We start from the raw sequence: 24,521 nt of genomic DNA on the forward strand, positions 1-24,521 counted from the left end.
GCAAGTCCCTCTCCCCGGCGGGGCGAGGGCCAATCGCCCCGTCCGCCGCTTCTCCTCCACCGAGCAGGACACCGCCATGAGCCTCGCCACGGATTTCGCAGTGCCGTCCACCACCCACCGGATGACCGTCCTGCGGCTGGGTCCGGATGCCGCCCAGCTCTGCGACGACGCGGTGGTGGTGGAGGTGCCCGTCGCCATCGCCTACAACGGCATCGTCCATGCGGTGATGCTGACGACCCCCGACGACCTGGAGGAGTTCGGCCTCGGCTTCTCCCTGACGGAGGGGATCATTGCCGACGCGGAGGAGCTGGAAAGCCTGCGGGTGGTGGAGGGCTGCGACGGGATCGAGGTGCGCATGGAGATCCCGATGGAGCGCTTCATGGTGCTGAAGGGCAAGCGGCGCAGCATCGCCGGGCGGTCGGGCTGCGGCGTCTGCGGGGTGGAGAGCCTCCAGGCCATCGCCCGGTCAGGCCGCCCCGTTCCCTCGGGCGGGCGGCTGTCGGTCGGCGCGGTGGAGCGGGCGCTGGCCCGTTTCGCCGAGCGGCAGACCCTGCACCGCGCCACCGGGGCGGCCCACGGCGTCGCCTGGGTGGACGCGGCGGGGGAGATCCTGGCGGTGCGCGAGGATGTCGGCCGCCACAACGCGCTGGACAAGCTGATCGGCTGGCTGGTGCGCACGGGCGTGGACCGGCGGGGCGGCTTCGTCCTGACCTCCAGCCGCGCCAGCTACGAGCTGGTGCAGAAGGCCGCCCGGCTGGGCATCAGCGGGCTGGTCGCCATCTCCGCCCCCACCGGCATGGCCGTGCGCATGGCGGAGAGCTGCGGCGTGTCGCTGGCCGGCTTCGCCCGCGGCAACCGGCTGGTCGTCTACAGCCACGGCGACCGCTGGGTGTAGGCGGTTTCGGGACGGACGTCACGCAAAGGGGCGGCTTACTTCCCCTCGCCCTTTTCCCCACCCTTTTCCTCGCCCTCGCGCAGCCGCTCCAGGACTTGGCGCAGATCGCCGGGGTGGAGGGGCTTGTGCAGGAAGGAGCAGCCGCGGCGCTGGCCTTCCAGAAGCGCGCTCTGGGCCGTCTCGCCGCTGAGAACCACGGCCGGAATCTCCCGCCCGTACAGACGGCGCACCCGGTCGATCACGTCGAAGCCGGAAACCTTCCCAGGCAGCCGCAGGTCGGTCAGGATGACCGACGGCGGATCCGGCAGGGCGTCCAGCACCGCGAAGACCTCCCGCATGTCGCCCGCGGCGGCAACCGTGCAGCCCCAGCTTTCCAGGATCATCTGAAGGCCGGTCAGCACCATCGCCTCGTCGTCCACGGTCAGCACCGTCATCCCGGTCAGGGGTGGTGCCGTCGCGGTGGAGGGCGGCGGGGAAACGTGGCTGCACGGCGGCTCGGCAAGCGGGCTCGCGGCTTCCAGCGAGACGGAGAAGACGGTGCCGCGCCCGATGCGCGACCGCACCTCCACCTGAAGACCCAGAAGCTCCGCCAGCCGGCGCACGATGGCGAGGCCGAGGCCCAGCCCGCGGGTCGGATCGCGGTTGGGGTTCTGGAGCTGGTGGAACTCGTCGAAGATGGCGGTCAGCTGCTCTTCCGGGATGCCGAAGCCGGTGTCCCACACGTCGACGCGCCAGCGGTTGCCGCGCCGCCGCATGGCGAGCAGGAGGCCGCCGTGCCGGGTGTAGCGGATGGCGTTGGTCAGCAGGTTGCGCATCACCCGCCCGAACAGCACCGGGTCGGTTTCCACCGTGCCGGGGCACAGGCGGGCGCGCAGGCGCAGGCCCTTCTCCTCGCTCTGAGGACGGAACTCCTCCACGAGTTGGCCCAGAAGCTCGTCCAGGGCGACCGGCTGGGGGTCCGGCGTCACCGTGCCGGCGTCCAGCGTGGAGATGTCGAGCAGCGCGTTCAGCAGCCGCTCGCCCGCCGTCATGGCGTTGCCCAGCATCTCGGCGGTGCTCAAAGCCTTCTCATCGGTGATCTGGCTGCACAGCGCGTCGAGGAACAGGCGCATCGCCTGGAAGGGTTGGCGCAGGTCATGGCTGGCCGAGGCCAGGAAGCGGGAGCGCGCGGCGGTGGTCCGTTCGATCTCCGCGCGCATCGCCCGCTCCATACGGGCAACGACCCGGTCGTCGGGGGCCGCCTGGGTGGCCAGGGCCAGCACGGCAACCGTCTGTCCGCCCTCGATCAGCGGCACGCCCTGGAACGTCGCGGGATCGGCGTCGCCCACGGGCAGAAGCCCGATGCCGACCGGCTCCTCGGTGTCGCCGGAGAACAGTGGATCGACGGCGCCCAGCACCGCCGGCCAGACCGGTCCGAACCACGCCGGGGCCGGCAGCCCGCCCGCCGCCGGCTCCTTGCCGAGGAGGGCGCAGAGCGCGTCGTTGGCGAAGAGGGTGGCGGCGTGCGGCGGCCCGGTCAGCACGAAGGCCGGCAGCGCGGCGGCGCGGCAGATGCGCAGCGCGTTCTCCACGCACTCCGTCTCCGCTGGCGCGGCGTCGATGCTGGTGCTGTTCCTGTGCCGAGGCGTCACGTCGGTCTCTCTAACCGCTGGAGCTGAAGGTATAGCACCTTAACCTTTGGTGCACTGGGGATGAAAGCGCCTGAAAGCCCTATACGCTCCTATGCGGAAGGCATTGGGGGGGACAGGCGGGTGAGATGATCCTCCACCATGTATTTCCGGCGGAGCAGGGCCATCAGGCGGATCTTCAGGATGTCCATCGGCTGCGACTTGCCCACGAAGTCGTCGGCGCCGGCGGTCAGGCTGGCGGTCAGGCGGTCGTCGCCCTCCTGGCTGGTCAGGATGACGATCTGGAAGAACAGGCCGCGGCGCCGGCGGAAGCGGTCGAACCGCTCGCAGAGCTGGGTGCCGCTGGTGCCGGGCATCACGAGATCGAGGATCACGCAGTCCAGCCCGCCGTCTTCCAGCGCCGCCACCGCCTCGTCGGCGTTGCGCGCGGCGACGACGTGGCAGCCGTCCTCCTCCAGCTCGGCGCGCAGGAACTCGCGGTAGGTCGCGCTGTCGTCCACCACCAGGATGCGCGCCCGCTGCAGGATGTCGGACACGGTCGGTGGGGCGTTGCGCCGGTCGAGCAGCGCCATGGCCTGCTGCACCACGCCCTGGGAATCGGCGGGGTCCACCCGCTGCACGTCGGCGGGAACGCCGGCCTCCGTCGCCCGCTCCGCCGACCCCAGCAGCATCGCCGGGGCCGGGCAGCGCCGCCGCAGTTCCGTCAGGGTGCGGGCGGCCTCGCCGTCGGCCTCCACCATCAGCAGGTCGAAGGGACGGCGCGACAGCTCCGCGACGGCGGGTTCCACCGTTTCGACGCAGCTCGCCTCGATGCCCTGCTCCTCCAGCATCAGCTTCAGGAGAAGTCCCTGCGTCTGCGAGGCGATGACGATCAGCGCCCTGGGTCCACTCATGAGGGCTCCACTCCCGTCGAAACCAGTTCCAGCAAACGGGCCGCCACCTTGTCGATGGGCAGCTCCTCGGTAACGCCTCCCAGCCGGACCGCAGTCCCCGGCATGCTGTGGATGACCGCGGTGGAGGCGTGCTCTGCGATGGTGTAGGCGCCGGCCCGGCGCATGGCGGTGAGGCCGCGCGCCCCGTCCTCCCCCATGCCGGTCAGCAGCACGCCGATGGCGGCGGCGCCGAAGGCCGAGGCCAGGGAGGAGAACAGCACGTCCCCGGACGGCCTCTGGCCGCACACCGGATCGCCGTGGATGAGCCGCATCCCGCCGGGCTCGGCGGTCAGATGAAGCTCGCCGGGGGCGACATAGACGTGGCCGGGCCGGTGCTGTGTGTCGGAGGCCAGGGCCACCGGCAGCGGCGTGACCGACCCCAGCCAGGAGGCGAAGCCGGCCACGAAGGGGGCGCCGATGTGCTGCACGACGAAGACCGGCAGGGGGAAGTTGGTCGGCAGCCCGCGCAGCAGCTTCACCAGCGCCGCCGGTCCGCCCGTCGAGGCGGTGATCCCCAGAGCGCGGAACTGCCGCTTCGCCGTGGACGGCGGCAGGGGCGGGGGCGTCGGGACGGCGGCGCCCTTGCCGCGGCCGCCGTCGCCACGGGTTCCCTCGTCGCCGTTGCGCGGCCGCCCGCGCTGCCGGATCACCTTCACCTGGCTCATGATGGTGAGCTGCGTGCAGAGATGCCGGGCGACGGTCTGGTAGTCGGCGCGGGCCATGCTGCCGGGCTTCTCCACCACCGCCAGCGCCCCGGCCTGGAGCGCCCGCATGGGGATGTCCAGGTCGCGCACGTCGGAGGCGACGACGACGATGGGCACGGGATGGTCGCGCATCAGCCGCTGCGTCACCGCGAAGCCGTCAATGCCCGGCAGGCGGATGTCCAGAGACACCACGTCCGGCCGCAGCGAGTCGACCATGCGCAGCGCCTGTTCGCCGGACGCGGCGATGCCGGCCAGCTCCAGCCGCGGGTCCTCGCCGATGACGTGGGCGAGAAGCTGCTGGACGACCGGCGAGTCCTCGACCACCAGGACGCGGATCTTGCGGGCGCCGGTCACAGCAGCCGCCGGATGCCGGCCAGAAGCTCGTTCTGGTCGAAGCGGGTCTTGACGATGTAGGCGTCGGCGCCGAGGTCCAGCCCGCGTTCACGGTCCTCGTCGCTGGCGCGCGAGGTGACCAGGATCACCGGCAGGTCGGAGGTCATGGGGTTGCCCTTGACGGCCTGGAGCAGGGCGAACCCGTCCATCCTCGGCATCTCCACGTCGCTGATGATCAGGTCCACATCCTCCAGTTCGCCGAGCGTTTCGACCGCCTCGCGCCCATCCACGCACAGCGTGACCCGGTAACCATGGGCTTCCAGGATGCTCTTTTCCAGGGTTCGCGTGGTGATGGAGTCGTCCACAACCAAAATGTGCGGCCGCCGCCGCGCCGACTCGTCGACCGGGCGGACCAGCGGCGGCAGCGCCATGCCGGGGCGCGGCGACAGGGCAGCGGGATTCAGCACCAGGGCCGGCGATCCGTCATCCATCAGCACCGTGCCGAGGAAGCGGGCGGCGTCGATTCCCACCTCCTCCGCCGGGGTGACCACCGAGTCGCGGGTGGTCATCAGCGCGTCGACGACCAGCGCGACCCGCCGCCCGGCGGCGCGCAGGACGACCAGAGCCAGCGGCGTCCCGTTGCCGGGCGGCATGGCGCCGTCGTAGCCGAGCAAGGCGGCCAGCGGCGTCACCGGAACGTCCTCCTCCTCCAGCCGGATGGTCGGGGCGGCGAGGTCGGTGAACAGCGTGTCCGCCGGGACGCGCAGCACGCGCGCCACATCGTTGCTGGGAATCGCCAGGATGTCGTCCTGAACCGCCACGAAGACCAGCCGCTGGCTGAGCAGGCTGAGCGGCACCTCCACCGTGACGACGGTCCCGCCGCCCTCGCGCGCGGCCAGCGTCACCGAGCCCTGGAGCCGGGTCACCTCCCGCCGCACGATGGCGAGGCCCATGCCGCGCCCGGCGTATTCGTTCGCGGTGGGGGCGGTGGAAAAGCCCGGCTCGAAGATCAGGTCGAGCAGCCGTTCGTCCGGTGCCGCGTCCGCCTCGTCGGCGCCCAGCAGGCCGCGCTCGATGGCGTGGCGGGCGATGGCCTCGCGGTTCGGGCCGCGCCCGTCGTCCTCGACGCGCAGGACGAGGCGGCGCCCGACGACCGAGGCTTCGAAGCGGACGGTCGCCGCCGCGCGCTTGCCCGCCGCCACCCGCTCCTGCGGGGTTTCGACGCCATGGCTGACGGCGTTGCGCGCGATGTGCAGCACCGGGTCCTTCAGCCGTTGCAGGACCACCCGGTCGGCCTGGGTCTCCAGCCCGCGGATGTCCGCCTCGACCTCCTTGCCCTGGGCGCGGCTGATGTCGCGGATCATCCGCCCGAGGTTGCTGAACTGCGACTCCGCCGGCAGCATGCGCAGCTGCCGCACCTCGTCCTGGAAGCCGCTGCCCCAGCGTCGCAGCGACCAGAGATGGCGGTCATGGGCGCGGTGCGCCGCGTCCAGCGAAGCGCCGAGCGCGCGGAAGCGCCGCTCGAAGGAGGACAGCCGCAAGGCCGTCTCGTCGCCCGCGAAGCTGATGGGGCCGGCCCCCGCGGCGTCGTGGGAGCCGCCGCGGAGCAGGCGGGGCCGCATGGCGTGCCAGCTCCGTTCCAGCGCCCGCCATTCGCCGCGCAGTTCCCGCAACTCGGCGACCAGGGCGGACTGGTTCTCGATTTCCGGCAGGAGGCCGGCGGCGGCGGTGAACAGCCGTTCCAGCCCGGCGCTGCGGATGCGGACCAGGGCCGCGCTCTCGGCGGGACCGGCGGAGCGGCCCGGGCGCGGCGTGGCGGTCGGAGGGGCGGCCGGAGAGGTGCTCCGGGCGCCATCCGCGGCGGGAGAGGGGCGGCGCTGGACCGGTTCCGGGCCGCCGCCTTCGCCGCCCATGCGGGTCAGTTCGGCCAGAACCTCGGCGATGTCGACCTCGCCGCCGCCGCGGGTCGCCCAGGCCACGACATCCTCGATGGCGTCGAGCGCGCGGCGCACCACGTCGCGGGCCGCCGCGTCGAAGGGCACGGTGCCACGCTGGATGGCGATGAAGGCGGCCTCCAGCCAATGGGACAGCCGCTCGACCTCCGGCAGGTCCACGGCGCGGGCGGCGCCCTTCAGGCTGTGGGCGCGGCGGTGGATCTCCACCAGATCGGGGTGGTGCGTTGGGTCCTTTTCGACCGCGCGCAGGGCCTCGCGAATGGCCGCGAGATGCTCCTTGTGCTCCAGATCGAAGGCGGCGAGCAGGCGCGCGCGGATGTCGTTCATGCCGCCCGCGCCTTCCGTGCGTCCTTGTCCGTACCCTCGCCGCCGCGTGCCGTCGCCATGGTCACACGCGGTAGTTCCGCACGGCCTCGACCAGACCCTGGCCGAGATCGTTGAGGTTGGTGGCGGCCCCTTCGAGCTGGCGGGTGCCGGCGGCGGTCTGGCTGCTCGCCTCGCGGATGTTCTGGAGCGCCTGGATCACCTGCTCCAGGCCGATCTGCTGCTGGTTGGTGCCGGCGACGATCTGCTGGAAGGCGAGCACGCTCTCCTGCACGCTCTCGGCGAGGTCGCGGATGGTCGACTGGGTGGCGTCGGTCTGGCGTTTGCCGGCGCCGACGCGCTTCACCGCCTCCTCCGTCAGCATGACCGAGGCGTTGATGCCGTGCTGGATCTCGCTGAGGTTGGAACGGACCTGGGCGGTGGCCTCCTTCGACTGGTCGGCGAGGCTCTTGATCTCGCTCGCCACCACGGCGAAGGTCCGGCCGTGCTCGCCGGCGGCGGCGGCCTCGATGGCGGCGTTGAGCGCCAGCAGGTGGCAGCGCTCGGCGATGTCGTTGACGGTCAGGATGATCTCGCCGATCGCCTGGGTGCGCTCCGACAGGATGACGATGTTCTCGGCGACCGCTTCCGCCTGCTCGCGGATGGCGTCCATCGCCTGGTTGGTGTCCTCCACCGCCTTCAGGCCGGTCTCGGAGTTGGAGGCGGCGACCTGGGCGTTCTGCGCCACGTCCTGGGCGCGGCGGTTGATCTGCGCGCCGGACTCGGTGATCTCGCTGAGCGTCGCGGTCGTCTCCTCGACGGCGGCGAGCTGCTGGGCGACGCTGGCCGCCTGCTGCTGGGTGGAGGCGCGGATCTGCGCGGTGGCGGCGTGCATGCTCTCCGCCGTGGCGCGGGTGGTCTTGGCCATGCTGCGCAGGTTGCCGGTCATCTCGTTCAAGTGGGTGCCGAGTTCGGCCAGCTCGTCGTCGCCGGGCACGACCACCGTCTTGGTCAGGTCGCCCCTGCCGACCTGGGTGACGTAGCCGATGGCGGTGCCGAGCCGCTTGGTGACCGAGCTGCCGATCAGGATGGCGATGGCGACGGCCAGGGCCACCACGATGATCAGCGCCAGGATCGAGGAGCGCACGGCGTCGTCATAGAGGGCGCGGATGTTCTGGCGTCCGGCCTCCGACAGGCGGCTGATGTCGCTGTGCAGGCTGGCGAGTTGGTCCGCCATGGCCACCCGCATCTCCTCCACACGGGTCAGACGCGCCAGCGCCTCCGGCTCGGTCCCGGCGGCCACCCGGTCCATCAGCGTGTTGGCTTCCTCCAGCATGCGACGCGAATGCTGGTCGAAGCTGTTGATCTGGGCGACCAGCTCGCCCCAGATGCGGCGGCGGTCCTCCGTGGTGCCGTCCTCGGCCCGCGCGCCGGCGATCCTCTTGAGGTTGTCGATCTGCTCGAACATCACCGCCGAACCGTCACGATAGCGCTGGCGCAGCTGCGTGATGTCCGGCACGCCACCCTGGATCTGGGCCAGCGCCGCGGCGTGGGTTGCCGCCTCGCGGTAGCTGCGCAGATTGCTTTCGGTCACCTCGATCTCGCGCACCGCCTCCGACACCTGGATGTCGTAGGTGGCGATGCCCATCATGACCTTCATGCCGTCCGCGAAGCGCATCATCTGGAACGCCGCCAGCAGCCCGGTCAGCAGGCAGACGACCCCGAAGCTGAGCATCAGCTTGTGCTTGACCTTCAGTTTCATTCTTCTTTCATGCTCCTCAGCGTCTCCAGGATCGCCGGCACGTCCAGCACGGCGACGCGGCCCCGGGTGATGGCGGTGACGAAGGGGCCGGCTTCCGGCGGCGCCTTCAGGCTGCTTTCCAGCTCCGTCACCGTGTCCACGGTGCGCAGGCGCAGCGCCACCGGCCGTTCCCCGCCGCGCAGCACGACGGCAAAGCCGCCGCCCGCGGGGACCGCGTTGCGCCCGCACAGCCGGTCCACGTCGAACAAGCGCATCACCCGCCCGTCAATGGCGATCAGCCCCAGAAGCTCCGGCGTCGCGTGGGGGACGCGGGCCACCCGCGGCAGCGGCACGATGCGGGACAAATGGCGCAGGTCCAATCCGTACAGCCCGTCCGCCCCGCGCCCGACCAGCAGGGCGACCGGCGCCTCGGCCTCCGCCGCGGCGTCGGCCTCGTCGGCGGAGGGGACGCGCGCCAGATCCTCGGCGCGGCGGCGCAGGAGCGCGTCGGCCCAGGCGCCGCCCGGCGCCGCGGCCTCCTCCGCCTCCCGGCCCTGGCGGGCCAGACGCGTGCGGACGGCGGCCCAGTCGATGCCGCCCGTCTCCTTGGCGGCCTCCTTGGCCGATCCTCCGGCTTCGGTCCGGTCGTCCATCACGGCTCCTCACCCGAGAACCAGAGGTCGATCATGCTGCGCAGCTCGGCCACGGTCAGGCCGCCGCCTTCGGCCACCAGCTCCGTCGCGTCGTGGGCGGCGACGGTGGCGCGGGCGTTGCGGAAATGGCGCTGCGCCGGGGCCAGCTTGCCGCGCCGCCAATAGGCCAGCGCCAGATGATAATCGGCGAGAGCGAAGTCGGAATCCAGATACAGCGCCCGCTTGAAGGCGGCGATCGGGTCGCCGACGCCCAGCTCCTCCTCCAGCAGGCCCAGCCGGAAATGGACCACCGGGTCGAGGCGGTTGCGCTCCGCCAGGGCGATGCAGGCGTCCAGCGCCGCCGCCCGGTCGCCTTCGGAGGCGGCCACGGCGAGGGAAGGCGCCGGCTTCGCCGTGGTGGCGCGCAGCCGCGCCACGGGGGCCGTCGCCGCGCTCCGCTTCTTCACGGGCTTCGACTCGGTGAACTTCGGTTCGGCCGCGGGGGGCGGTTCGACGGCGAGGGTCGGCGTGAAAACGGGCAGGGCCGCCGCGGGGGCGCCGCCGGGGCGCGGCTTGCGGTAGATGGTGGCGCCCGGCACCGGCACGGGGGTGAACAGGCTATTGACCTGCTGCCCCGTCTCCGCGTGGCCGACCACCAGCCAGCCGTTGGGCACCAGCACCTCGTGCAGGTTGTCCAGCAGGCGGGTGCGCGTCGGCTCGTCGAAATAGATCATGACGTTGCGGCACAGCACGACGTCCAGCGCGCCCAGGCCCCGCGGGTAGTTGGGCAGCGGCCCGTCCACGAGGTTGAAGACCGAGAAGCTCGTCCATTCACGGAAGCGCGGCTTCACCGCCCACAGATCGCCCTTCCGGTCGAAGCATTCCGCCAGGACCGCCGGATCAAGGCCGCGCACCGCCCAGTTCCCGTAGACGCCGCGCCGCGCCGTCTCGATGAAGCTGGCGTTCAGGTCGGTGCCGACGATGCTGACCTGCCAGTCGCGGAGCTGGTCGGCGAAATGCCGCTTCAGCAGGATTTCGAGCGTGTAGGCCTCCGGCCCGATCGAGCAGCCGGCGCTCCAGATGCGCAGCAGGCGGCTCTCCCGGTTGCGGCGCAGACATTCCGGGATGGCGACGGCGCACAACGCCTCGAACTGCTCGGCGTAGCGGAAGAAGAAGGTCTCGCCGACCGTCAGCTCGTTGATGAGCGCCTGATACTCCGGCCCGGCCGGCCCTTCCGCAGCGAGCAGCGCCAGATAGGCGGCTAGGCCGAGAGTCGGCTTGTCCGACAGGCGGCGGTTGATGCGCTCCGCCAGGGCGGCGTCCTTGTCGGCGTAATAGGCGAGGCCGGTCGCCCCGATGACGGCGGCCTTGATGCGGAGAAAGACGGGGTCGTGCAGAATGGCGTCGATGCGGTTCATCGGACGGCCTCTCCGGCTTCATCCGCCGGATCGCCCGCCGATTCGGTGGCGCCGAGACGGGCCAGCCGCTCGCCGGCCATGGCTTGGAAGGCGGCCAGCAGCCGGCCCTCCGCCTCGGTCAGCAGGCGCGACGGGTCGATCACCGTGGCCGTTCCGGCGCCGTGGGGGATGGTCGCCACGGCGCAGCCGTTGAAAGTCAGGCCGGCGTCGGTCGGCGTCCTCTCCGCGTCGGGGATTGACAGGATGTCGAGCACCCGGTCGGCCAGCAGAGCCAGCGGACGGCCATCCCAGTCGGTCAGGAACAGCGGGGCGTACAGCTCCGGCGGCGCGGCGTCGAAGCCGAACAGCAGGTCGAGCCGCAGGACCGGGACGGCGCGGCCCTGGTAGCGGAAGAGGCCCGCAACCACGGCGGGCGCCGCGGGCGGGCGGTCGAGCCGGGGCAGCGGCAGAAACCGGCGCACGGCGTTCGCCGGCAGGGCCAAGGTCCTGCCGGAGACGGAAAAGATCACGTACCGTGTCGCGGATACTGTCGCAGCCATCGCGGGCGCACACCTTCCTATGTCGTCAGTCCGTTGCCGGGTCCGGGAAGCGCAGCCGGGCCCTGGACCCTATATCATCGGGTGGCGCCGGGGGGGCTTGAAACCGGCGCAGAACATGCCGCATCGCACCTGGGATGGAAATACCACCAAAGGCAAAAGCCTCAGCCCAAGGTGGCGGTATGACGCCGGTCATATCGCGGGCGCCGGTAGTGTCTCAGTTTGAATTTGGTTCGTAGGCGAACGCCGAGTGAAGGGCGTTCGCATCCGGCCGCGCCTTCCTATATGCTTAGCGGAAAGCAGGTATGGAGCTAGCGCATGTCTGGAATGAGTGAGTTCATCGAATGGTGCAAGAAGGAAGTTCAAGAGCTTCAGGCCCACCTAAAGTGGCTTGAGTCGGATGGCGTGATGCTGCGCACAAGGTCGGCGGATACCGGCTGGGAGGACGCAAAGCCAGATGCGATTGCGTCGACCAAGCGAAAGATCGGCGATTTGGAGCGCATCATCGCTCGGCACCCTGAGGTGGAATGAACATGCCCAAGGGACCCCAAGGTCAGAAGCGCCCTGGCGACGTAATCGGGGCGGCTATCATGGTGGCGAAGATCGCCACCGGGGAAATCACCGAGTCGGAGGCGACGGCGGCCGACGATGGTAAGGACCCGGCCGCGAAGGCACTAGGCGCGAAGGGCGGGAAGGCTCGCGCAGCGAGAATGACGCCAGAGCAGAGAGCGGAGATTGCGCGCAAGGCCGCGGCGAAGAGGTGGGGGAAGTAGGCTGATAGACATTCTGTCTGCCATTCACCTTGATCGACATAGCGTCGATCAAGGTCGTTGACAGGCGGAATGTCGATCAGCTATCTACATCGACACAATGTCGATGGAGATAGGCTATGTCAGGTATCGCAAACATACTCGAGCGCTCGGAAGCAATCCTTGCGGGCGAGCAAGTCCCTGCGCGGACAAACTCGTTCGCACGGTATGCCGTTTCGAATTTCCGTGGCGGTATTGGCAAAAGTACGCTTGCATTCAATCTTGCATACGAAGTGTCTAGGAAAAATAAGACGCTGCTTTTGGATACATGCTCACAGAGAAACTTCACGCAAAACCTGATGGGAGACGATATATTTAACGTAGATACGACAATTTACGATGCGCTAGTTAGCGCGGTGACTGGGGGCGAAATTCCAGATACAGATGATCTTATAGTATCTGTTCCGCCGCACTGCACTTCATTCAAATCTGGAAAGCCAACATATCTAATCCCTGGGTCAAGTGAATTGTTTTTGTTCCCGTCCCTTATGTACGGGCAGCTTGCGCAGTATGCACAGCTGCGCGGCGATCAAAAGGCAAAGGCCAGCAAGTCTATCCTCCAGTCTCTTGATAGGGTCGTCAAGCACGCGAGCACTAAAGCCAGCCCTGGAAAAATCCTCATCGATACAAGCCCGTTCTTCGGCGGAGCAACCCATTTGGCGTGGGAGGCTACTGATGCGCTGATTATCCCTGTGCGCGTTGATCAACATTCAGTTGAAGCCCTTCGCCTCACCCTCGAAATGCTTACGAAGCAAGAAATGGACTTTCATCGCTTCAATGAGCAGTCTCAGATACAGCACCAGCCGGTCGTTCACGCCATCGTTATGACGCACTGTGGATGGAATAGGCAGAAGGCTAATACGCCAGACTCGTCCACGCGCTTTTTCGTTGAGCGCGCCTTGGAAATAGCGAGGGAATTTTCAAGTGTATTCTCAGAAGCTGACCCAGCAGACTGCTTCTATCTGATGGATGACTTTCATTCTAGTGGTCGAATTAGCGGAAAGCAGAGAATTCCTCTTTCGGAACTCAAGGCTGGGAAAAAATTTATGGTCGACGGGCAGCGCCTTGAGGTTAACCCCGCGGTTGACCGCTACAAGAAGGAGATCGCCAATCTTGCCGCAGCGCTTTAGCGCGACAATATGCTTGACGCTAAGCGTAGAAGTTCATATTGTAAAGGCATCCACGCGGTGCCCTGAAGGATGAGCCTCTGCCATGAACAAGCTGCCCCTCGCCAAGCGCGTTCAAATCCTCTCCATGCTGTGCGAGGGCTCGTCCATGCGGTCGATCTCCCGCGTGACGGACGTGTCGATCAACACCGTGACCAAGCTGCTGGTGGATGCGGGGGAAACCTGCCTCGCCCTGCATGACGAGCTGGTGCGCGACGTGCGCGCCAGCCGCATCCAGTGCGATGAAATCTGGTCGTTCTGCTACGCCAAGGAGAAGAACGTCGAGAAGGCTAAGGCCGCTGGTGAGGATGCCGGCGACGTGTGGACTTGGACGGCGCTGGACGCCGACACGAAGCTGATCGTCTCCTACTTCGTCGGTGACCGTTCCGGCCAGTCAGCTATCGCCCTCATGGACGACCTGCGCGCCCGTCTGGAGAACCGGGTGCAGATCACCACGGACGGCCACAAGGCGTACCTCGAGGCCGTGGAAGGCGCCTTCGGCGGGGATGTGGACTATGCCCAGCTTATCAAGCTCTACGGCGACGTTCCGGAGGCCCACAAGGGCCGCTACAGCCCTGCCGATTGCACCGGCATCAAGAAGAACCGGGTGGAAGGCAGCCCCGACATGAAGCACGTTTCCACGTCCTACGTGGAGCGTCAAAACCTCAACATGCGCATGGGGATGCGCCGGTTCACCCGCCTGACAAATGCCTTCTCCAAGAAGCTGGAGAACCACATTCACGCCCTGGCGCTGTACTTCATGTTCTACAACTTCGTCCGCATCCACAAGACGCTGAAGGTCACTCCGGCCATGGCCGCGAAGGTCACCGACCGGCTGTGGAGCATGGAAGACATCGCCCTGGCCATCGACGCACGGACGGAGCCACCGAAGAAGCGTGGGCCGTACAAGAAGAAAGTGGCGGAGACGGCGGAGTGATCCGCCGCACTTCCTCCCAGCGCCAGAAGCCGAAGGGGTCGCCGTCACACCGACCGCGGCCCCTTCAGATTTTCTGCCCCGGAAAATTCAAAGTGAGACACTACCCGGGCGCCGGAAGGCTTGCTGTTTTCGCAGTTGCGGTTACAAACGTCTCCGGCCGCCGTCCGGCTCGCGGCCACCGACCGGAGGGGCGACATGATCAAGGTTGTTCGAGCGAAACTGCACTGCCTGCGCGTCACCGACGCCAACCTGAACTATCAGGGGTCGATCACGCTCGATCCGGAGCATTGCGAGGCGGTCGGGATCTACCCGCTGGAGTTCGTGGAGATCTGGAACAAGAATTCCGGCGCGCGGATCAGCACCTACGTCATCTATGGCGAGCGCGGGTCGCGCTGCTGCGTGCTGAACGGTTCGGCGGCGCGGAGTTGCCAGCCGGGGGACGAGGTCATCATCGCCGCCTCCTGGTATTGCCAGCCGACGGAGCTGGCGACTCTGCGGCCGCGCGTGCTGACCTTCAACGCCGACAACGGCATCGACCGCTCGCTGACCTACGACGTGACGGCGCTGGACGGCGGGCGCTTCGATTTCGCGATTCGCGAGGGCGCCTTTCTGGAGCCGGAACCGGCCTGACCCACGGGCGGCGAGTCCTCGCAAACAAAAGAAGCGGACCTGAGCGAGTCCGCGCGCAAAGCGAGCGCTTCGGCGACTTGCGCGTGTTTTGCGAGGAATAGGCCGTGAGTCCCACTTGAACGCGCGGCAATTTTTGCCTACTCTACCCGGGTGGGAGTGCGGACAGCGAGGAGTGCGTGTCATGGGCGTCAGCGGCATAGGGGGCTATCAGCAGCAGCCTTTCACGACACCGTTAAGCAGCGGGCCGGCGGCCCTGCAGCAGACACGGGGAACCGACGCGAACCAGCAGGCCCAGAAGGCCGAAGAGGATCGCCGTCAGCAGGTCCAGGCCCAGGACCAGCAGGCGCAGCAGAGCCAGCAGGCCCTGTCGTCGGGCGGCAACACCACCCCGACCCGCGGACAGAACCTCAACATCTCGGTCTGATCGCGCGTCGTCCAATCGGGGCCCGCCCGGCTGGTCCGGGGCCGGGCCCGCAGGGGAAAGGCGGCCAGCCATGGACATCCGAAGCGTTTCCGGCATCCAGGCGAACCGGCCGACTCCGGCATCGGCGGTCCCGACGCCGCCGTCCGTGGCCGATGCCGCGGCACAGACCTCACAAACCGCGTCCAGCGCTGCGGACCAATCCGGCCCGGCGGCGTCCCCGTCCGATCCCGTGGTGGTGGCCGGCGGCTACATCAGCCCGGTCCTGCGCTACGACCAGGGCGCCCGGCTGGCCGTGATCTATTTTCGCGACCGCTCGTCGGGCGAAACCCAGAACCAGATCCCGGCACAACAGGTGGTGGAGGAATACCGCCGCACCGCCAGCCGCCTGGGCGTCGTGACCGGTGCGGCGGCGGAAGGCCACGACACGGGCAAAGGGACCGCGGCATCCGGCGGTACCGCCACGCCGGGCGGCGCCGGACGGAGCGGCGGACCCGGATTCGGCGTCACCACCTCGAGCGGCGGCCCGTCCACCGGAACGCCGCCCGCGACGGGCGCCAGCCCGGCGGGAACCGCCCCGGCCGCCGTTCCCCGTGCCGCGGGGTCCTACGGCGCCGGTTCGCCGGGCGCCATCGTCTCCGTCACCGTCTGATCCGGCAGCTCGAAGCGGGCGACCAGCGGCGCGTGGTAGCTTTCCGGGGAGTGGCTGACCGTGGCGTGGGCGACCAGTTCGTCGCCCAGCGCCTCGTTGTGGATTTCGGCGGAGCGGAACCAGCCCAGCAGGGCGCGCGACACCAGCAGATGGTCCAGCATCACCGCGTCGCCGCCGTGCAGCACGGTGAAGCGCCGCTCCTCCGGGACGGAGCGTTCCAGCGGCACCAGCGACCGCCCGGCGAGATGGCCGTTGCCGGTCTCGTCCAGGTCGGCGCGGATGATGCGGACAGGGGTCTGCTCGATCTCGGCGTTGAGGTCGCCGGCCACCAGGATCAGCGCCTGCGGGTCGGCGTCGAACACCCGCTCCACCGCCAGCCGGGCCTCCAGCGCCTGCCCGGCCCGCTTGATCGAGGCCAGATAGAAGCCCTCCGCCCAGCCGCCGACGCTCTTCCAGGTGGAGGCGTTTTTCTTCTGCCCCGGCACCGGCGCGGCGATGGGCGCGCGCAGATGCAGGTTGAAGACGTGCAGCCGCCGCCCGCCGGGCAGCTCGATCTCGCCGTGCAGCACCGGGCGGTCCCAGGTTACGGCGTCGCCGCCGGGCTGGGCCGGGTCGGCGGTGACCATGCGGACCTGCGGGGACGGCACCAGATCGTGCCGGTACTGCCGCGCCGCCAGGATCGGCCAGCGGCTCACCAGCACGAGGTTGTGGCGGTCGGCCAGCCTGGTCCCCTCGCCGCCGGAGGTCCGGTGGAAATCGGCGTAGGGGCCGCCCTCCAGCAGCCGGTTCAGAGCGCGCAGGGTCCGCGGCTCCCCCTTCGCGTCGCGCTGGCCGTTGACCTCCTGAAGGCACAGGATGTCGGCGTCCAGCCGCTCCAGTTGCGGGCGCAGGACGGCGGCGCGCTCCTCGAAGGAGAGGTCGCCGGTGTCGTCCAGGCTTTCCAAGTTGAAGGTGGCGATGCGGATGCTGCTGCGGATGCTGCGGCTCATGACCCCTCCCCAGACGCCCGGCCCGCCGCGGCGCGCGGACGCGCCAGGAACAGGTGGTTGCGGTTGATGCGCCGCCGCCGCCGCCGGTGCGCGCTCAGCATCGCCGTGGAGGCGACGAGCGTGGCGTCCAGCCCGGCCTCGGCCATGCGCTGGGGGGTATCCGTACCATAAATCCGGTAGTGATAGGGATGGCCGAAGGCGGCCAGCCGCTTGGCCGGCGTGTCCATCGCCGGGTCCTCCCGCGTCGGCCCCTTGGGGTCGTAGGGGAACAGCAGGACGGCGCGGCCCGATGGTTTCAGCACGCGGGCGATCTCGCGCAGCGCGGCGCGGTCGTCGGGGACATGCTCCAGCACGTGGCTGGACAGCACGAGGTCGAAACGGCCGTCCGGGAAGGGCAGGTTGGTCAGGTCGGCCTGCACGTCGGCGGCCGGGTTGAAGCGGTCCAGCGTGACGTAGCGCCGGCCGTGCCGCGCCCGCAGCAGCGGTTCCAGGCAGGGTTCCGGTGCGGTGTGCAGGATGCGCAGCGAGCGGCGCAGCACGTCCGTCCGCTCCGCCAGGAAGCTCCACAGGAAGCGGTGGCGCTCCAGCGACCCACAGTCCGGGCAGCGGGCGTTGCGCCGGCCGCCCAGCCCGAAAGGCAGGAAGCGCGCGGCCTCCCGCCCGCAGAGCGGGCAGAGCAGGGGGCCGGCGGCGGGGATCAGGCCGCCGGTGCCCTCGTAGCGCGGACGCTCGTACAGCGATTCCCGCCGGTAGACGGCGGCCTCGTCGAGATTTTGGTCCGCGATGGCGGGCAGCAGGCGGGACAATCCATGGAGCATGGGGATCAGAACAGTTCCACGTCGCCATCGATCCCGGTCTTGCGCAGCCGGTCCATGAAGGAGGTCTCGGACCGCGCGATGTCGCGCACCGTCTCCTCCCCGATCAGGCGGCGCTGGGTGCGGCCCGTGGTGGGGTAGAAGCGCACCGCGCGGGCCGTCGTGCCGCCGACGTCCCAGCTCATCGTCGGGATGCCTTCCGCCGCCAGATACTCCATGACGAACTCGACGTTGCGCTGGCCGATGCCGGCGCTGCGCGGGGCGCCGTTCACGCTGGCCCCGCCGAAGATCTTGGCGCGCAGCCGGTCGCGCCGCCCCGTCGCCGCCAGCAGCCGATTGATGAGCTGCTCCATGGCCGCGCTGCCGTAGCGGGAGGAGATGGACAGCCGGTCGCCGTTGTGGTCGGGCAGCAGGAAGTGGTTCATCCCGCCGATCGCCGCGACGGGATCGAACAGGCAGGCGGCGATGCAGGAGCCCAGCGTGGTGGTGATGACGACGTTCGCGTCGTCGCTGACCACGCAGCCGCCGACCACGATGTTGACCACCTCCGCGCCCAATTGCCGGTCATGGTAGCGGTTGGCCGCGATATCCGGCGTGTCGGAACCCTGCTGATATCGGCGCGCGCGCGGGCTGATCGGCATCCAGAACCTCGGTGGGACATTCGGTCGCAGTGTACAACCGTCCCTCGCCCTCCGCCAAGCGTTGTGGTTGCGGACCCCTGCAATCGGCGGCTCTTACAAGCCGGCGATCCACAATTCCAGCAGATCGGCCTGGAGCTTGCGGGCGCGGGCCAGCCAGGCGCGGGCCTCCGCCGGGATCTCGGCGATGCGGCGGTCCATCGTCCGGTCCATGGCGGCGCGCTGCGGCTCGTCGGTGACGAAGAAGGCGAAGCCGAGCGTGCGCCCGCTCGCCGTGGTCAGCGTTCCGGCCAACGCCTTGGCGTAGGCCAGCGTGCCCGATTTGGCGCGCACGCCGGGGGGCAGGACCTTGCCCTCGTCCTCGCCGGGCAGAAGGGCCAAGGCCGCCGGCCCGGCGCCGCGGATCAGCGCCATGGTCTGGGCCGGGGTGATCCGTGATGCGCTGCTGAGGCCCGAATGGTTGAGCAGCCGCAGCCCCGTCCAGTCGGTGCGCGGAGCCGCCAGCATACCCGGCGCGGTCAGCACCGCCGCCGACTCCGGCAGCGTCCGCACCGCCGGGTCCAGCCGCCGGGCGGCGGCCAGCCCGATCAGCTCCGCCGACAGGTTGTTGGAGTAGCGCAGGACCTGACGGGCCAAGACTTCCAGCGGCTCGCTGCGGTGCAGGGCGGCGAGCGTGGCGGTCGGCGGCGCCGCGCCGGGGGCCGGGGCGGGCAGGGCGATCCCCGCCTCTGCGGCCAGCCGGCGGAAGACGTGCGCCGCCGCCAAGCCGGGGCGGGTGACCGGAAGCCACAGGCTGGCCGCCATGCGCGGTTGCGGGGCGAAGCGCCAGCGCTCGCCCTCAGGCTCGCCATCCGCGGCGGCGAGCGGGGTGAAGGCGGCCCCGGACCCGGCACCCAGCTGCACCGTCACGCTGTCCAGCGGCACGCGCCCCGCGTCGGACACCGACCATGCGCTGACCCGTACCGGCTGGCCGGCGGCGGCGGGGCGCGCCCAGTCGAAGCGGAAGCGGTTGAAGTTCAGCGACAGCGCCCCGACGCCGGTGTTGTAGCCGGCGGTCCAGGGCTGACCGGCGTCGATCTCCGGCAACTCGGGCAGGGCGGAGGTGTCATAGAGGAAGCGCCCGGTCACCCGCGCGACGCCCAGCGCGCCGAGGTCGCGCAGCAGTTCCGTCAGCCCTTCGGTGGACAGCGACGGGTCGCCGCCGCCCTTCAGGATCAGGTCGCCGTCGAGCACGCCGTTTCCCAGCCGCCCCGTTATGTGCAGCGTGGTCTCGAACCGGTGGTCCGGCCCCAGCACCGCCAGGGCGGCGGCCATCGCCGGCAGCTTGGCGACCGAAGCCGGGGCGAAGGGCTTGGCCGGCTGCCGCTCCGCCAGCACGGCGCCGCTGCCCGGATCGAACAGCACGTAACCGACGTCATCGGTGGAAAAGCCGTTGCGGGCGATCGCTTGGCGGTCGTCCGGACCGGTGGCGGCGGCGGGGGACGCGCAGGCCGACACCGCGGAGACGCAGGCCAGCAGCAGCAGGATGGAAAAGGTCGGAATCCGCATGGCGCACAGTCTAGCGCAACCTCCCGGTCCGCATCCGCGTCAATCGTGTGTCGGGCCTGGGGCGGGTCCGGAATCTTGCTGCGCAGATTATCAGCTTACCGTACGATGAAGGTCTAATAAGACGCCACGCCTTTGGGGAAAGAGTTGCCAAGCCCATGATGTCACGGCGCCGCAGCGTCACGTTCGAAGTGGTTGTCGAACAGGGCGGAAAACCCAACATCGATGGGGTCTTTCCCGACGAGGCCGCGGCCCGGGAACGCGCGGCGTATCTGCTTCGTCTTGCGAAATTTCCGGTTGTCCGAATTTTAAAGGTGAATCAGGCGGACAAGGAAGAGGTCATCTTCCAGAAGTCCACCGCCGGCGGTGGCAAGCCGACCACCATCTCCCCTATCGACGAGACCGACGTCGGCCCCGCCAATCTCTGCACCGACGCGCTCCAGCTCTTCTCCTTTGAGAGCCGGATGCTGCTGCTGCGCCTGCTGCGCGGCTATTGGGACGATCAGGCGGTGATCCCGGCCGAGCAACTCCACCGCTATTACCCGCTGCGCTATTTCGAGCGGGAGGCGCTGCTGTTCAACCCGGCGGTCAGCCGGCTCGCCACCCTTCAAGCGCCGCTGCTGGGCGTGAAGCCGTTCGACCGGCACGACCAGCTCATGCGGATGTTCACCACGCTGAAGGAGATGGCGCAGGCGTCGGACATGCTGGCGCCCTTCGACGCGGCGCTGGCCCGCGGCGGGGTGGGCGGCCTGCTGGCGGCGGCGGCGGAGCGCCCGCCGGAGGAGCGCGACCGGCTGGTCACCCACGCCTTCGCCGCGGTGCTGGAGCCCTGCCGCGACTGGCCCGGCAAGGTCAAGGCGCTGCTGCGCTTCCACCGCGAGGACGGGGAGGAGGAAGCGAACCGCCGCCTGCTCGACCAGATGCTGGCGGAAACGGTCGACGGGCGGGAGCCGGTGCGCGCGCTGATCGGCTACGCGCCCGACCTGGGGGCGGCGCTGCACAGCTTGGTGGCGGCGGTGCACGGCGACCTCGACGACCGGCTGCCCCACACGGATGAGTTGCTGGCCCTGTCCAACGCGCTGGGCGGCGGCGGCTTCGACGAGACGCGGCGGGCGCTGCTGCGCCGCATCCAGGGCGGTCTGGCCGGCCTGACCCCGCTGACCCGCACCGGCACCGCCGCGGAGGGCAAGGCCTTCGGCGTCATCGTCGACCGGCTGACCAACTTCGACGGCTTCCTGGGCGGTGCCGGCATGGCGGAGGCGCTGACCCGGCGCGCCAAGACGGTGTGGAGTTCCGGTGGGCAGGACGCCCCCTTCGACACGGCGGTGCAGCGTCTGGCAACCCGCCTGCCGGCACCGGCCCAGCGCATCGGCTATCTGCTGGACCTCGCCACCAGTCCCTTCGGACGGAACAAGCTCAGCGTCCTGATCCGGCAGGTCGCCACCGAGTTCGAGAGCATCACCTCGGCCCGCGAACTGGTCGCGCCCGGCGTCAGCACGGACGACGTGCGCAGCGGCCTGGGCCGCCGCCTGCGCGCCGCGGGCATTCCCCGCGCGCTGGCCGAGGGGCTGATCGCCAAGATCGCCGCGATTCCGGACGGCGAGCGGTCGCTCGGCCTGCCCTTGCTGGCCGCTCCGGCGGCCGCCGCCGTGACGCGGGCGACCCAGGAGACGATTCTGATCGACGTCCCGAAGGTGGCGGCGGAGCGGCTGGTGCTGTTCTGGCGCGGCCAGACGCGGGCGATCCCGGAGGACGGGACCCAGCTCGTCATCGGGCGCTCGTCGCAATGCCAGTTCGTCCTGGACATCGCCTCGGCCTCGCGACGGCACGCCGCGGTGTCGCGCCAGGACGGCGTCTTCATGGTGGAGGATCTCAGCCGCAACGGCACCCAGATCGCCGTTCCGGGGGTGGTGGAGCCGCGGCGGCTGAAGCCCGGCGAACCGCTGGCGCTGCCGCCGCGTGGCGAGATCGTCATCGGCTCCGCGGAGCTGGGCGAGGAACCGGCGCGCATCGCCTGGGAAATCGTCAAGCGCTGAACGCCTCGTCCAACGGCCGCAGCACGGGCCGCCAGCCGTCGCCGCGCACCGCCAGCGCGCCGACCAGTCCCGGCGCCGGGCGCAGGTCGAACAGCGACCACTCCGCCGCGTCACCGGCCTCCAGCGCGCCGTCCAGGCTGAGCAGGCGGGCGGGGCGACCCGGAGTCAGCTCCACCGCGAAGCGGTCGAGCGGTGTGGACAGCCCCTGGCCGGTCGCCTTGATGAAGGCCTCCTTGCGGGTCCAGCCGTTCAGGAACGCCTCGTCCCGCAGCGCGTCGGGCAGGGCGGCGAAGGCGTCGCGCTCCTCCGGTGCGAAGAAGCGCTCGGCGATTCCGGCGGCGTCCGGCAGGCGGCGCAGCCGTTCGACGTCCACGCCCAGCTCCACCGCTTCATGGGGAGCGATGGCGATCAGCACATGATCCTTGCAGTCGGCGAGGTTGAAGGCCGGGCCGCCGGGCAGGAAGGGCTTGCCCATCGGCCCATAGGCGAAGGCCAGAGTCGCCGGGTCGCGGCCCATCGCCTGCCCGAGCCGATGGCGCAGCAGCCCGCGCCGCAGCGCGCAGCGGGTGCGCAGCTCCTCGGTCGCGAAACGGGCGGCCCGCGCCGTCTCGTCGGGGGAGAGCAGGGCGCGGAACGCCTCCAGCCGGTGCGCCAGCCCGCGCAGGTCGGCATAGCAGAGCTGAATCTCTCCCGTTTTCCGCATCGGATGTCCCCATTCATCGGATTCGGGACTATAACCGCGCTGGCCCCGCGCGGCGATTGCGCTATCATGCGCCTCCCTTTTGCCGGATCTGGAACCATGGTCGATACCGCTCAGCTTGCTCCGCATCTGTCCAACGTCGTCAAGGACGCCGCCATTCCCGAGCTGCCCAACCACTACCGGGGCAAGGTGCGCGAGAATTACGACCTTCCCGACGGGCGGCGCGTCATCATCGCCACCGACCGGCTGTCGGCCTTCGACATCATCCTGACCGCCATCCCCTTCAAGGGGCAGGTGCTGACCCAGATCGCCCGCTACTGGTTCGAGGCGACGAAGGACCTCTGCCCGAACCACGTCCTGGAATATCCGGACCCCAACGTGGTGGTCGCCAAGCGGCTGACCATCATGCCGGTGGAGATCGTGGTCCGCGACTATCTGGCCGGCACCACCGGCACCTCGTTGTGGACGATGTACAAGAAGGGCCGGCGGGAGATGTACGGCCACGTCTTCCCCGACGGGCTGCGCGAAAACCAGAAGCTGCCGGAAACGATCATCACCCCGACCACCAAGGCGTTCGACGCCGGCCATGACGAGGAGCTGACCGCCGCCCAGATCGTGGAGCGCGGGCTGCTGACCCAGGCCCAGTGGGACGAGGTGACGGAGAAGGCGCTGGCCCTGTTCGCCCGCGGGCGCGAGATCGCGGCGGCGCGCGGCCTGATCCTGGTCGACACCAAGTACGAGTTCGGCTTCGACGAGGCCGGCAACATCATCCTGGCCGACGAGATCCACACGCCGGACAGCAGCCGCTACTGGTTCGCCGCCAGCTATCCCGAGCGGTACGAGGCCGGGCAGCGCCCGGAGAGCTTCGACAAGGACTTCGTGCGCAGTTGGGTGACCCAGCGCTGCGACCCTTACAAGGACGCCATCCCGGAAATCCCGGCGGAGGTCGTGCTCGAGGCCGCCCGCATCTACATCGAGGCGTTCGAGACGATCACCGGCCAGACCTTCCAGATTCCGCAGGCGGTGACGCCGGCGGTGGAGCGCATCCGGGCCAATCTGGCGCCCTATTTCGCGAAGCCGTGATGAAGATCGCCATCCTCGACGATTACCAGAACGTCGCGCGCGATCTGGCGGAATGGCATCGCCTGCCCAACGGCAGCGCGCTGACGGTCTTCGAACGGCCGATCCCGGCGGCGGAGCTGGCGGGGATGCTCGCCCCCTACAGCGTCCTGGTGATCATGCGGGAACGCACGCCGTTCCCCGCGTCGCTGATCGACGCGCTGCCGAACCTGCGGCTTCTCGTCACCACGGGCGGGCGCAACAACGCCATCGACCTGGAGGCCTGCAAGGCCCGCGGCATCACCGTCTGCGGCACCGGCATGGTCGGCACCCCGACGGCGGAGCTGACCTGGGGCCTGATCCTGGCGCTGACCAAGCGCATCCCGCAGGAGGAGCGCGGCCTGCGCGCCGGGCGCTGGCAGGCCGGCCTGACGCAGGGCCTGGCCGGCAAGCGCCTCGGCCTCGTCGGGCTGGGCCGGCTGGGCACCCAGGTGGCGCGTGTCGGTCAGGCCTTCGGGATGGAGGTCGCGGCCTGGAGCCCCAATCTGACCGACGAGCGGGCCGCGGCGGCGGGTGTCGCCCGGCTGGACAAGCGCGACCTGTTCGCCACCTCCGACATCGTCAGTGTCCATCTGGTGCTGGGCGAGCGGACGCGCGGCGTGGTCGGGGCGGAGGACATCGACGCGATGAAGCCCTCCGCCTTCTTCGTGAACACGTCGCGCGCCGGTCTGGTGGATGGGGACGCCCTGCTGGCGGCCCTGCACGAGCATCGCATCGCGGGCGCCGGGTTGGACGTCTTCCCCGTGGAGCCGCTGCCGGTGGACAGCCCCTGGCTGGAGGCGCCGAACACGGTGCTGACGCCGCATCTGGGCTATGTCACCCGCGAGAACTACGACGTCTTTTACCGCGACGCGCTGGACGACATCCTCGCTTGGCACGCCGGCGAGCCGGTGCGGATGCTCGCTTAAGGACGGGACGGTGTTGCCCCGCCCTTTCCCAATGGTTGGGGGAGGGCGGGGCCTTGCGCATGGGCGCAAGCCTCAGATA

General features: G+C 69.7%; 22 protein-coding genes and 1 pseudogene. 10 read left to right on the plus strand and 13 right to left on the minus strand.

Annotated elements, in window-relative coordinates; translation table 11 throughout:
- Window positions 1-76: 76 nt before the first annotated feature.
- Entirely contained in the window at window positions 77-895 is an 819-nt protein-coding gene (gene fdhD / locus AC1DVI_RS21750; RefSeq protein WP_476959744.1) for a formate dehydrogenase accessory sulfurtransferase FdhD, read from the plus strand.
- A gap of 35 nt (window positions 896-930) precedes the next feature.
- Here fdhD and AC1DVI_RS21755 read toward each other — a convergent pair whose 3' ends face one another.
- The 8 genes from AC1DVI_RS21755 to AC1DVI_RS21790 form a co-directional block, all read right to left on the minus strand.
- A complete protein-coding gene (locus tag AC1DVI_RS21755; RefSeq protein WP_476959745.1) occupies window positions 931-2,526 on the minus strand; it encodes a hybrid sensor histidine kinase/response regulator in 1,596 nt (531 codons plus the stop codon).
- Between the two features lie 89 nt (window positions 2,527-2,615).
- On the minus strand, window positions 2,616-3,416 hold the full coding sequence (locus AC1DVI_RS21760; RefSeq protein WP_476959746.1) for a response regulator: 801 nt from the start codon (window positions 3,414-3,416) through the stop codon (window positions 2,616-2,618).
- Complete coding sequence (locus tag AC1DVI_RS21765; RefSeq protein ID WP_476959747.1) at window positions 3,413-4,513, minus strand: chemotaxis protein CheB; 1,101 nt, start codon at window positions 4,511-4,513, stop codon at window positions 3,413-3,415. Before AC1DVI_RS21765 ends, AC1DVI_RS21760 begins: the two co-directional genes overlap by 4 nt.
- Window positions 4,510-6,774 (minus strand): hybrid sensor histidine kinase/response regulator, encoded by a 2,265-nt coding sequence (locus AC1DVI_RS21770; protein WP_476959748.1) that lies wholly within the window; start codon window positions 6,772-6,774, stop codon window positions 4,510-4,512. Before AC1DVI_RS21770 ends, AC1DVI_RS21765 begins: the two co-directional genes overlap by 4 nt.
- Window positions 6,775-6,835: 61 nt before the next feature.
- Complete coding sequence (locus tag AC1DVI_RS21775) at window positions 6,836-8,512, minus strand: methyl-accepting chemotaxis protein (protein ID WP_476959749.1); 1,677 nt, start codon at window positions 8,510-8,512, stop codon at window positions 6,836-6,838.
- On the minus strand, window positions 8,509-9,144 hold the full coding sequence (locus AC1DVI_RS21780; RefSeq protein WP_476959750.1) for a chemotaxis protein CheW: 636 nt from the start codon (window positions 9,142-9,144) through the stop codon (window positions 8,509-8,511). Before AC1DVI_RS21780 ends, AC1DVI_RS21775 begins: the two co-directional genes overlap by 4 nt.
- Complete coding sequence (locus tag AC1DVI_RS21785) at window positions 9,144-10,541, minus strand: CheR family methyltransferase (RefSeq protein WP_476959751.1); 1,398 nt, start codon at window positions 10,539-10,541, stop codon at window positions 9,144-9,146. The genes AC1DVI_RS21780 and AC1DVI_RS21785 overlap by 1 nt, the downstream gene beginning before the upstream one ends.
- Window positions 10,538-11,050: a chemotaxis protein CheW gene (locus tag AC1DVI_RS21790; RefSeq protein WP_476959752.1), complete on the minus strand. Its 513-nt coding sequence runs from the start codon at window positions 11,048-11,050 to the stop codon at window positions 10,538-10,540. The genes AC1DVI_RS21785 and AC1DVI_RS21790 overlap by 4 nt, the downstream gene beginning before the upstream one ends.
- A 354-nt stretch (window positions 11,051-11,404) precedes the next feature.
- On the opposite strand from AC1DVI_RS21790, the gene AC1DVI_RS21795 reads away from it, so the two are divergent.
- From AC1DVI_RS21795 to AC1DVI_RS21820, 6 genes and pseudogenes are all read left to right on the plus strand, one after another.
- Complete coding sequence (locus AC1DVI_RS21795; protein WP_476959753.1) at window positions 11,405-11,608, plus strand: hypothetical protein; 204 nt, start codon at window positions 11,405-11,407, stop codon at window positions 11,606-11,608.
- A 358-nt stretch (window positions 11,609-11,966) separates the two neighbouring features.
- The gene (locus AC1DVI_RS21800; RefSeq protein WP_476959754.1) at window positions 11,967-13,016 is read left to right on the plus strand and encodes a ParA family protein; all 1,050 of its coding nucleotides are present in this window, start codon (window positions 11,967-11,969) and stop codon (window positions 13,014-13,016) included.
- Window positions 13,017-13,098: 82 nt separating this feature from the next.
- Window positions 13,099-13,989: an IS1 family transposase gene (locus tag AC1DVI_RS21805; protein ID WP_476959755.1), complete on the plus strand. Its 891-nt coding sequence runs from the start codon at window positions 13,099-13,101 to the stop codon at window positions 13,987-13,989.
- A 195-nt stretch (window positions 13,990-14,184) separates the two neighbouring features.
- Window positions 14,185-14,583, plus strand: a pseudogene (gene panD / locus AC1DVI_RS21810) (aspartate 1-decarboxylase); the annotation flags it as partial.
- Between the two features lie 217 nt (window positions 14,584-14,800).
- A complete protein-coding gene (locus AC1DVI_RS21815) occupies window positions 14,801-15,043 on the plus strand; it encodes a hypothetical protein (RefSeq protein ID WP_149166095.1) in 243 nt (80 codons plus the stop codon).
- Between the two features lie 70 nt (window positions 15,044-15,113).
- A complete protein-coding gene (locus AC1DVI_RS21820) occupies window positions 15,114-15,692 on the plus strand; it encodes a hypothetical protein (RefSeq protein WP_476959756.1) in 579 nt (192 codons plus the stop codon).
- Here the strand turns inward: AC1DVI_RS21820 and AC1DVI_RS21825 are convergent.
- The 4 genes from AC1DVI_RS21825 to dacB form a co-directional block, all read right to left on the minus strand.
- Window positions 15,647-16,681, minus strand: coding sequence for an endonuclease/exonuclease/phosphatase family protein (locus AC1DVI_RS21825; RefSeq protein ID WP_476959757.1), 1,035 nt, complete (start codon window positions 16,679-16,681; stop codon window positions 15,647-15,649). The two genes, AC1DVI_RS21820 and AC1DVI_RS21825, sit on opposite strands and share 46 nt — an antisense overlap.
- Window positions 16,678-17,499, minus strand: coding sequence for a class I SAM-dependent methyltransferase (locus AC1DVI_RS21830; RefSeq protein WP_476959758.1), 822 nt, complete (start codon window positions 17,497-17,499; stop codon window positions 16,678-16,680). Before AC1DVI_RS21830 ends, AC1DVI_RS21825 begins: the two co-directional genes overlap by 4 nt.
- Window positions 17,500-17,504: 5 nt before the next feature.
- Window positions 17,505-18,137, minus strand: a complete 633-nt coding sequence (locus tag AC1DVI_RS21835; protein ID WP_476959759.1) for a chemotaxis protein — start codon at window positions 18,135-18,137, stop codon at window positions 17,505-17,507.
- Between the two features lie 93 nt (window positions 18,138-18,230).
- Window positions 18,231-19,682 carry a D-alanyl-D-alanine carboxypeptidase/D-alanyl-D-alanine endopeptidase gene (dacB, locus tag AC1DVI_RS21840; RefSeq protein WP_476959760.1) on the minus strand — a complete coding sequence of 484 codons (1,452 nt, stop codon included), beginning with the start codon at window positions 19,680-19,682 and terminating at the stop codon, window positions 18,231-18,233.
- Window positions 19,683-19,993: 311 nt separating this feature from the next.
- Between dacB and AC1DVI_RS21845 the strand changes: the two genes are divergently transcribed.
- On the plus strand, window positions 19,994-21,715 hold the full coding sequence (locus tag AC1DVI_RS21845) for an FHA domain-containing protein (RefSeq protein WP_476959761.1): 1,722 nt from the start codon (window positions 19,994-19,996) through the stop codon (window positions 21,713-21,715).
- Here AC1DVI_RS21845 and AC1DVI_RS21850 read toward each other — a convergent pair.
- Complete coding sequence (locus tag AC1DVI_RS21850; protein WP_476959762.1) at window positions 21,705-22,418, minus strand: 4'-phosphopantetheinyl transferase family protein; 714 nt, start codon at window positions 22,416-22,418, stop codon at window positions 21,705-21,707. The two genes, AC1DVI_RS21845 and AC1DVI_RS21850, sit on opposite strands and share 11 nt — an antisense overlap.
- Before the next feature lie 96 nt (window positions 22,419-22,514).
- On the opposite strand from AC1DVI_RS21850, the gene AC1DVI_RS21855 reads away from it, so the two are divergent.
- Window positions 22,515-23,498: a phosphoribosylaminoimidazolesuccinocarboxamide synthase gene (locus AC1DVI_RS21855; RefSeq protein WP_476959763.1), complete on the plus strand. Its 984-nt coding sequence runs from the start codon at window positions 22,515-22,517 to the stop codon at window positions 23,496-23,498.
- Window positions 23,498-24,442, plus strand: a complete 945-nt coding sequence (locus AC1DVI_RS21860; protein WP_476959764.1) for a D-2-hydroxyacid dehydrogenase family protein — start codon at window positions 23,498-23,500, stop codon at window positions 24,440-24,442. The genes AC1DVI_RS21855 and AC1DVI_RS21860 overlap by 1 nt, the downstream gene beginning before the upstream one ends.
- The last annotated feature ends 79 nt before the right edge of the window (window positions 24,443-24,521 follow it).

This window comes from Azospirillum sp. P4_B5, assembly GCF_056402275.1.

Excerpts from the sequence above, each read along its gene's own strand:
- AC1DVI_RS21785 (WP_476959751.1), bottom strand. The coding sequence starts at position 10,541 with ATGAACCGCATCGACGCCATTCTGCACGACCCCGTCTTTCTCCGCATC.
- AC1DVI_RS21830 (WP_476959758.1), bottom strand. The coding sequence starts at position 17,499 with ATGCTCCATGGATTGTCCCGCCTGCTGCCCGCCATCGCGGACCAAAAT.
- AC1DVI_RS21775 (WP_476959749.1), bottom strand. The coding sequence starts at position 8,512 with ATGAAACTGAAGGTCAAGCACAAGCTGATGCTCAGCTTCGGGGTCGTC.
- AC1DVI_RS21855 (WP_476959763.1), top strand. The coding sequence starts at position 22,515 with ATGGTCGATACCGCTCAGCTTGCTCCGCATCTGTCCAACGTCGTCAAG.
- AC1DVI_RS21835 (WP_476959759.1), bottom strand. The coding sequence starts at position 18,137 with ATGCCGATCAGCCCGCGCGCGCGCCGATATCAGCAGGGTTCCGACACG.
- AC1DVI_RS21795 (WP_476959753.1), top strand. The coding sequence starts at position 11,405 with ATGAGTGAGTTCATCGAATGGTGCAAGAAGGAAGTTCAAGAGCTTCAG.
- AC1DVI_RS21820 (WP_476959756.1), top strand. The coding sequence starts at position 15,114 with ATGGACATCCGAAGCGTTTCCGGCATCCAGGCGAACCGGCCGACTCCG.
- fdhD (WP_476959744.1), top strand. The coding sequence starts at position 77 with ATGAGCCTCGCCACGGATTTCGCAGTGCCGTCCACCACCCACCGGATG.
- dacB (WP_476959760.1), bottom strand. The coding sequence starts at position 19,682 with ATGCGGATTCCGACCTTTTCCATCCTGCTGCTGCTGGCCTGCGTCTCC.
- AC1DVI_RS21805 (WP_476959755.1), top strand. The coding sequence starts at position 13,099 with ATGAACAAGCTGCCCCTCGCCAAGCGCGTTCAAATCCTCTCCATGCTG.
- AC1DVI_RS21860 (WP_476959764.1), top strand. The coding sequence starts at position 23,498 with ATGAAGATCGCCATCCTCGACGATTACCAGAACGTCGCGCGCGATCTG.
- AC1DVI_RS21770 (WP_476959748.1), bottom strand. The coding sequence starts at position 6,774 with ATGAACGACATCCGCGCGCGCCTGCTCGCCGCCTTCGATCTGGAGCAC.
- AC1DVI_RS21825 (WP_476959757.1), bottom strand. The coding sequence starts at position 16,681 with ATGAGCCGCAGCATCCGCAGCAGCATCCGCATCGCCACCTTCAACTTG.
- AC1DVI_RS21760 (WP_476959746.1), bottom strand. The coding sequence starts at position 3,416 with ATGAGTGGACCCAGGGCGCTGATCGTCATCGCCTCGCAGACGCAGGGA.
- AC1DVI_RS21800 (WP_476959754.1), top strand. The coding sequence starts at position 11,967 with ATGTCAGGTATCGCAAACATACTCGAGCGCTCGGAAGCAATCCTTGCG.
- AC1DVI_RS21780 (WP_476959750.1), bottom strand. The coding sequence starts at position 9,144 with ATGGACGACCGGACCGAAGCCGGAGGATCGGCCAAGGAGGCCGCCAAG.
- AC1DVI_RS21850 (WP_476959762.1), bottom strand. The coding sequence starts at position 22,418 with ATGCGGAAAACGGGAGAGATTCAGCTCTGCTATGCCGACCTGCGCGGG.
- AC1DVI_RS21815 (WP_149166095.1), top strand. The coding sequence starts at position 14,801 with ATGGGCGTCAGCGGCATAGGGGGCTATCAGCAGCAGCCTTTCACGACA.